We start from the raw sequence: 8,097 nt of genomic DNA on the forward strand, positions 1-8,097 counted from the left end.
AATATCATCAAGCATTGATATAGATCAATAAGAGGAAAAATATTATTTTTAGCTGTTTTGATGGGGATGAGGCAGTGTAATAACGATTTTTTGCTAAATTTTTGATAATCTGGCGATTAAAATACCAAAAAAGCCAAGTTAATGGCTTTTTACGGTGAAAATATAGTTTTTTTTATTTATTTGAGTCTATTTTTATCCTGATTTTCATTATTTCCTAAATTTTTAGCCTGTTGAGCTGTCAAGATGTCTGGCATGAATGTTCAGATTTTTATCATAAGTTTTCGATCTCAACTTTTTTCAGCTTTTTATCTCTTTGCTCTTGATGGCGAGCTTCACGCTTGACTAATTTAGCCTTTTCTGGGCATTTGTCCTTATCTTTATATAGCACTTGGCAATGCATACATTGCATACACTCATTATCATTAATATTGCCCTCAGGATGGATTGCATCAACCATGCACTCATTGGCACAGGTTTGACAAGGCGTTCCACACGTTTCAGGATATCTCTTTAGCCAGTTAAATATTCGTAATTTCGCCGGAATCGCAAGTGCAGCACCCAATGGACAGAGATACCTACAATAGAATCTCTCAACAAAAAGACCTAAAAATAGCAGGATTAATGCATAGACAACAAAAGGCCAGGTGCGGTCAAAGTTGAGAATGATGCTGGTCTTAAAGGGTTCTATTTCACTTAAATGCTCTGCCCATTCAAGTGAGTACAGCGAGGCACCCAATAACCCTAGAAATAAAAGATACTTGATCGCCCATAGACGTTCATGCAATCCCCAAGGGAGTTTGACTTGTGGAACTTTAAGGTATTTTGCAACTTTATTTAAGAGCTCTTGGAGTGCACCAAACGGACATAACCAGCCACAGTAAACACCTCTACCCCATAAAATTAATATGGCAGCAACAGAGCTCCATAATATAAAGACTAACGGGTCAAGCAAAAAGAAATCCCAGCTAAACTTATCCATTAAGACATGTATAAAGGTCAAGACGTTAACGACAGACAGTTGGGCGTTAGTCAAGAATCCAATCCAAACTAGCGTGAAAATTAAAAATAAGTTTCGAATGATGGAGGTTGCTTTATGGGAGATTGTTAGCCTTTCCTGTGCAAAAAATATAATGGTTAGAAGTGATAATGCAACAAGCAACACAATTGTGTCAGCCTTTTTATCTTTCCATATGTTGTTAATTAGGCTGTTCTCTTTTGGGCTGTTTTCAATAGTATCGTAATAGTATTGAGGCAGTTGGTATCTAACAATGTGGTTGTAGAATTTTTTATCATCCACATTAATCGCACGATTAATTAGTAGATTAAACTTCCAGGCTTGTGTTGGGTTGAAGTTTGCATCTTTGGGAAAGGTGAATAAACCAATCTCATCAAACCTAGGGGAATTTTCAGCATAAGATTTTGAGAGGCGCTTATATTGCATATCTCTAAATCTGAATATGTCGGTATTTTGCTCAATGGTGAAGCGGTCAAAAAGACCGCCACGAACAAAGCCTGTGCCTCTGAATGAATACAACCCACTTGCCATCACCAAAACAGCGTGTTGATCTGGCGATATTTTGTCTATTAGGTTTTTATACTCAGCCTTTCCAAGGATGTTTGAGCCAACCTCTTCTATACTTACAAGTGCAACATTAAGATCAATGAAGGTGTCTGCTAGATTGTCTGATTCAGCAACTTCTGAGGCCTTCTGATAGCCTAGTTTTAGATACTGAGCACTAACATCGCCCACGCTAATCTTGCTAGTGGAGATTGAGCCTGCCTCTAGTAGTTGCTGCCAACTTTGAGCCTTTGGCTCTATATCTGTCTTTAGCTTTGTTAGTGTTTTATTCTTAACTTTATCTGCAAATCCTAGCAGGTTGATCCGTTCTGAAAACTTTAAAACAGCATGTAGAACGCTGTCATCAATCACTCTATCGGTTACCGTTGCACCACTTACCGAGTCAATTTTTCGATCATCAAAATGGCTTTTAAGCCAGGTCTTAATGACGTTGAAGTTGTCGTATCGTACAAAAGTATCAGTTAGTTGCTTCTCTGGAATGCCGATAAGAACAATGGGTTCTGAGTGTTTGAGTAGTTGAACACCTTGAATTTTACTATTGTTGTCAATCCCAACTGCTACATGTATTGGCTTACCAGAGTATCCAATTGTTTCGTTAAAATCGGTATTAATAATGATATAGCCAACTGCCTTGTTGTCTTTGTACACTCGCAGGGCGGGAGTATCCTCCATTTTCTTTGCAGATACTAGCCCTGGATAGACTGTTGTTAGATCAATTTTTTCATTGTAAATATCTATTTGAAATTCGGCGTATCCAAAAGTAGATAGGAATACAAGAAGCGTAAATAATATTTTTTTAATGTTTTTCATGTAAAGCAGTATATATGGATAATTATTGTTTTAATTTGACACGTATCAAGTCAATCGAGATTTGTGATGAATAAAATAGATAAAAGCTATAGAGGCAACTAGCGCTGTTGGTAAGGTGTTGTTTCTAGTAGTTATTTATTTAGATATGGAGCTTGGATAAAATGCCGAGCTAAATTAATCTATCCATGGAGGAGTTTTGAAGAAGTCAGCCCTATTATTGTTTGTTGCTATTATTACTATTTATAGTATTTCTAAACAGGATGAGACGGTAGAAAAAAAATCAATAAACGTTGAGAATTGCTCAATAATGGAAAAAACTTGCCAAGTGCAAATAACCAACTCAGCTAGCATTTCTTTTGACATTACCCCGAAAGGCATGCCGCCAACAAAGCCCGCAGTGGCTAATTTACAGCTTAATAACCTAAGCGCAAAGGCAGTTGAGCTAAGATTTGAAGGGGTTGATTTGGATTATCAGCCACCTACAGTTCAGCTTAGCAAAATTAATAGCACAACATATAGCGGTGAAGCATTTTTGTCTTTATGTACGCTAGAGAAAACTAAGTGGGTTGCCCATTTAACCATTCACACCAGTGAAAAAATCTGGGAAATCTCTTTTCCATTTATCCATTCAGGAGATGGCTACGACATTATAGCGCCTTCTTCTTAAACAAATTAATCGCTATAAGAAGGGGTAGTACCGCCCAAGTTATCATGGACAAGAGTAGTGTATAGCCCGGAAGGGTGACTACATTTGAGATAGCCTGGAGTGGTAATAAATTGTTTCCCTGTTCGCCAATACTGATGATTCTAAATATGTCAATAGGATTGAGTAGCAATATATTTCCAAGCAGATCGGCGCTAATAAGGTAGCTATATTTACTGGTAATGATAATGAGAAGAATCATGTCGAAAAACACCACAAAAAACAACCATGCTGACATGCAGTAGATAATTGCTGTACTGCGCTGAGCAACAACAACACTAATCAAATAGCCTATGGAAGTGAAGATGCCGCCTAGTAAGATTGAAGTAAAGACAAACCTTAAATAGATCTGGATAAATTCAGCAGTTAGCGTATTGTTAAAAAGAGACAGTAGCAGAATTGCGCTATAGCCAAATATAATGGCAATTGATAGACTTATCCAATTAGCAAAAAACTTCCCAAGCAGAAACTGATAGCGCTTGATGGGATAAGACAGCATTAACAGTAAACTCCCTTGCTCACTTTCTCCAACAATTGAGTCGTAGCTTATAAACAACGCCATCAAAGGAATGAAAAAAATACTCAGACTTGATAGGCTGGTTATTTGCGTACTAAGTTGACTAACCCCTGTTGATCCAACAGGGGTATCTCCCAGAAGAATTAAGGATAGTGACAAGGTCGCAAGTAAAAGAATCATTCCAAACAGGTAATGATTTTCTAATGCATTTTTTACTTCTCTAAGGCTAATAATTAGTATTGGACTAAACATTATTTTTTGTTGTATAGGTGGTAATAGGCATCATTAATTGTGGCTTTAACGGTATGTATATTTTTGATGCAGCTCATTTTTGAAAGGGTGTTTAATATTGCCATATTATTATCTGGCTGATGAAATACACTGAGTTTGTCTTGGACTAGTTCATGATCGGTGATCAAGTGCCCTACAGATTGCAAAATTTCATCCACTAAACAGTCTTCTGTTAGTAGTATTTCAATTTTATCACTTAGTTGCAAGTTATTAATAATTTCATCAATCTTTCCAGCAAGCGCAACTTGACCTTGATTGATAAAAATAACATTATCAACAATATCAGAGAGTCCATCCAGCGTATGCGAAGACAGGATAATGCTCTTGCCCTTGTTGCTTAAATTTTGTAATATTTTGCTAAAAAGACGTCTGCTGTTAGGATCTAGGCCTGAGTATGGCTCGTCTAGAATCAGAATCTCAGGATCAGATAATAATGCCTGAGCCAATAATAGACGCTGCTTCATGCCTTTTGAATAGTTGGATATTTTTCGCTCTGAGGCGAACTTTATTTCCACCAATTCTAGTATCGGATCAATAGTGTCAGGATCGGCACCCTTTAGTTTTGCAAAATAAAGCATTAAGTCAATACCGCGAAGGTGACCATAGAGTGCACCATGCTCTGGCATAAAGCTAAGTTTATTCGTTTGGGCATATTTGGACGATTTTGCATGCCCAGAGCTTGCACTCAGTATGCCGATTAATAGCTTGATTAGTGTTGTTTTTCCTGCACCGTTGTGACCCACAATGGCCACACTTTCACCTCGATTAATTTGGATATTGATATCGGATAAAATTTGCGTTTTACCGTAAGAAAAGCAGACGTTTTGGTAGTCAATTAATGTATTTTTGTGCATTTTTTAAGGTTTCTGTGGCAATTTTTGTATTGTCCATAAGGGGGTATGAGTCAACAATCCCTCCTGGAAGTAGTGACGGAAAATGCTTACTTGAGTATCTAAGTAATTGCATAATTGGGCTGTTTAATAGTACGGCTGCATTAGGATAGTTCCAAAGAATTTTGTCGGTTATGTCATTCGGTTTGTACACACTATCAGCAATGTTGTTGTTGTTAATGTCATAAGACTTATGATCACTCCAGAAATTCCCCTGCCCCTGGTAGGACCACTCAATGTTCTTCGTACTGACATACTTGACTTGTTTTTTATTGCCAATAAAGGCGTTGTTGTAAAAGTCATTTTCGTCGGATCCTGCAGTCCAATTGACACCAATTAGGCATTGTTTAAAATAATTATCGCTAAACGTATTGAAATTTGAATTATAGACAAATAAACATTTGTTTTTTCCGTTTAAGACGGCATTTCCGTTAATAGTAGACTGATTAAGGAAATTTGCAAAAAATCCATGCTCTTTGTCATCAATTGAAATGTTGTTGGTGACTTTTAGGCCGCTAGAACTCATTAAGGCAAATCCTATGTCATTATTAATAGAGATGTTATTTTTTATGGTGCTATTGTTGGTATACATATAATGAATGCTATAGCGCAAGTTACTAAAGACATTATCACTAAAGGTATTGTTATTGCTGGTGGTGACAAAAATACCGTCTCTGCCATAACTAACATGGTTGTTAGCTACGCTAGAGCCTGTGCTGTTCCATAATTGTATGCCATTGCCGCGTTCGTTTTCACGCAGATCTTGACGCCCAATGATCTTGTTATTATTGACATTAGAATTGGTTGACCCCCATAAATAAACACCAATTAAATTATTCGACAAAAAGTTGTTTTTAATCAGCGCATTATCTGAAGTTTTGTTAATAAAAATAGCGCTATCTTGGGACGACAGATCCGTGCCAGAGTCACTTATTATTAAATTGTCGATTGTAACGTTGGATGCATTAATAGTGATAACGCTTCCCTCTCCGGTGCCGATAATTTTGGCACCATCCTTTCCTTTGAGAGTAATTTCTTTATCTATGGTAATATTGCCAGGGTATGAGCCAGGCGCTAGAATATAAATATCTCCAGCATTCGCATTAGAGATAGTTTTGAATAGGTTGTCACCTGTTGTGACTTCGATTGTTGCTGCATGCAAAAAACTACTGCTAAAAAGCAATAGTAATTTTAAAATTGTTGTCATTAACAATTTTGCATATAAAAAGCTATTATCAATAGCTGATAATAGCTTTAATGTTGCCTTATTTAGCAATTTTTAGGCCGGTTTAACGAGCATTCTACCACGCATTTCCATATGTAATGCATGACAGAACCACTGGCAATACCACCAATGTACACCTGGATCATCTGCAACAAAAGTTACTGATGAGGTTGCTTGAGGGGCAACTTCCATGGCGACACCATATTTACCCATACTAAATCCATGCGTAAGGTCATCTACTCTATCAAGGTTGGTAACGTATATAGTTACTTCATCACCCTCATTAACAGTGAACTTATTCATACTATAGTTAGGCGCAATAGACCACATGTAAACACGAACTTTATTGCCATCACGGACAACCTTGTTTCCACCCTCTAGTTTGACACCGTCTTTTTTAGCTTGAGCGACTGCTTCGGCAAACATTGGATCATCACGTTGGAAAGTGTTGACAGGATTTACAATTGAAGTGTCAACCATAATACAATCATGTGGCTCCGCAAAAGTTGGTCCATCGTGGACAATTTTCATTTTTGGCCCAGAAATATCAATTAGCTGATCATTCTCAGGTTTAAGTGGTCCCACATTAATAAATCTATCTTTAGAGAATTTATTAAGCGATACAAGCCACTTTCCATCGGCGTTGGCTGTTTCACCCATAGAAGTATGGTTGTGTCCCGGTTGATAGGCTACATCAAGTTTCTGAATAATTGGATTAACATCTTCACCGCTATACTGTTTGATTGCTTTTTTGATGTTCCATTTACACATTTGACTATCTAGGAATAATGTTGTGTAAGCATTTCCTCGGTTATCAAATGCTGTGTGTAATGGACCTAGACCAAGTTTTGGCTCAGCGACTATCACCTCTCTTGGCTTAATCTTGTCAGCAAATAGATCAGGCAGTCTTCTTACGTCGATGACAGATACAGTTGGAGATAGCTTGCCATTTACAACAACGTGCTTTTTGTCTGGCACTGTATTAATACCATGAGGTGAGTTGGAGATTGGGATGTAGCGAGTATATTTTGTACCCTTTCTTCCATCTAATACAGCAACACCATTCATTGTCTGGTAGTCGCCACGTTTAACACCTGCTTCAATTTCTTTAATATCAAATACAACAACATGGTCTTGTTCCTGCGAAGTCATCTCAGCTAGAGTAACACCCTCTTCAGAGTTGTAACTGGTTGAGAAAGTATAAAGACCTTGGTAGTCAGAGTCGTTATTATCTAAGTTGCCGTCAACAATAACTTGCCACTTGATTTCCATTGAATCGCCATCAATAGCGGTAAATATGGAGTGATATTTTTCTGGCTCATCAAGAATTGAACCGTCATTTGGTAACGGGACTCTATGCTCACCATTGGCAAACACATAACCTGTTCTTGGATATTTTTGAGGTCTAAGTCCATGAATATCTGCAGCGTTAGGTATCTCTATCACTTTATCAGTTTTCATGATGTCACAACGAATACGAGCAACTCTAGAGTTTAGTTTGTCGTTAGCGAATAAATATCTGCCATCATAAGTTCCGTCGGTAAAAGACATGTGAGGGTGGTGTAAGTCGCCGTTGTCCCAAGTTTTAATACCTCTTCCTTTGAGTATTTTCTTGGTCTTGTCGGTTAAGCCATCTGTAAGAATCTTAATACTCTCATTCGTCTGACCCCAGCCTGTTGCACTACAGCGGTTAAAGACTGGAATACGCATAAGCTCACGCATTGATGGGACGCCCATGATGCGAATTTCACCCGCTTGACCACTACTCCAAAATCCGTAGTAATCATCAAGTTGGCCTGGTTTAACAGCGCCACTATCCGAAGATGCTTGGGCGTCGGTAGCGCCAAGCATGCCTAGACCTCCAGCCATTGGAATAGCGACGGCACCTGCTCCAACAGCACCTGCTCCTTTTAGAAAGTCACGTCGACTAACGCTAGTCTGCTCGACTTCTTCCTCTTTTTTATCTTTCATAATGTTCTCCAATTATTAGAACCCATTCTAAAAGTAGAATGGTTGAGATAATTATGTATGCGATTTAGATAAGTGCCTTGATATGAATCAATATTCAAATAAAAGCAATGT

6 protein-coding genes are annotated in these 8,097 nt (G+C 37.9%); 1 reads left to right on the plus strand and 5 read right to left on the minus strand.

The genetic code is table 11. The features are described from left to right. Positions 1-271: 271 nt before the first annotated feature. A complete protein-coding gene (locus ABNR88_RS06520) occupies positions 272-2,389 on the minus strand; it encodes a NosR/NirI family protein (RefSeq protein WP_291925653.1) in 2,118 nt (705 codons plus the stop codon). A gap of 196 nt (positions 2,390-2,585) precedes the next feature. On the opposite strand from ABNR88_RS06520, the gene ABNR88_RS06525 reads away from it, so the two are divergent. Beyond that, on the plus strand, positions 2,586-3,056 hold the full coding sequence (locus ABNR88_RS06525) for a hypothetical protein (RefSeq protein ID WP_291925656.1): 471 nt from the start codon (positions 2,586-2,588) through the stop codon (positions 3,054-3,056). On the opposite strand, the gene ABNR88_RS06530 is transcribed toward ABNR88_RS06525, so the two are convergent. From ABNR88_RS06530 to nosZ, 4 genes are all read right to left on the minus strand, one after another. Beyond that, entirely contained in the window at positions 3,037-3,861 is an 825-nt protein-coding gene (locus ABNR88_RS06530; RefSeq protein ID WP_291925659.1) for an ABC transporter permease subunit, read from the minus strand. The two genes, ABNR88_RS06525 and ABNR88_RS06530, sit on opposite strands and share 20 nt — an antisense overlap. Further along, entirely contained in the window at positions 3,861-4,754 is an 894-nt protein-coding gene (locus tag ABNR88_RS06535) for an ABC transporter ATP-binding protein (protein WP_291925661.1), read from the minus strand. Before ABNR88_RS06535 ends, ABNR88_RS06530 begins: the two co-directional genes overlap by 1 nt. Next, the gene (gene nosD / locus ABNR88_RS06540; RefSeq protein WP_291925664.1) at positions 4,732-5,997 is read right to left on the minus strand and encodes a nitrous oxide reductase family maturation protein NosD; all 1,266 of its coding nucleotides are present in this window, start codon (positions 5,995-5,997) and stop codon (positions 4,732-4,734) included. Before nosD ends, ABNR88_RS06535 begins: the two co-directional genes overlap by 23 nt. Before the next feature lie 72 nt (positions 5,998-6,069). Next, on the minus strand, positions 6,070-7,986 hold the full coding sequence (nosZ, locus tag ABNR88_RS06545) for a TAT-dependent nitrous-oxide reductase (protein ID WP_291925666.1): 1,917 nt from the start codon (positions 7,984-7,986) through the stop codon (positions 6,070-6,072). Positions 7,987-8,097: the final 111 nt, after the last annotated feature.

Origin of the sequence: uncultured Candidatus Thioglobus sp. (assembly GCF_963981275.1) — a bacterium.
GTDB lineage: Bacteria > Pseudomonadota > Gammaproteobacteria > PS1 > Pseudothioglobaceae > Thioglobus_A.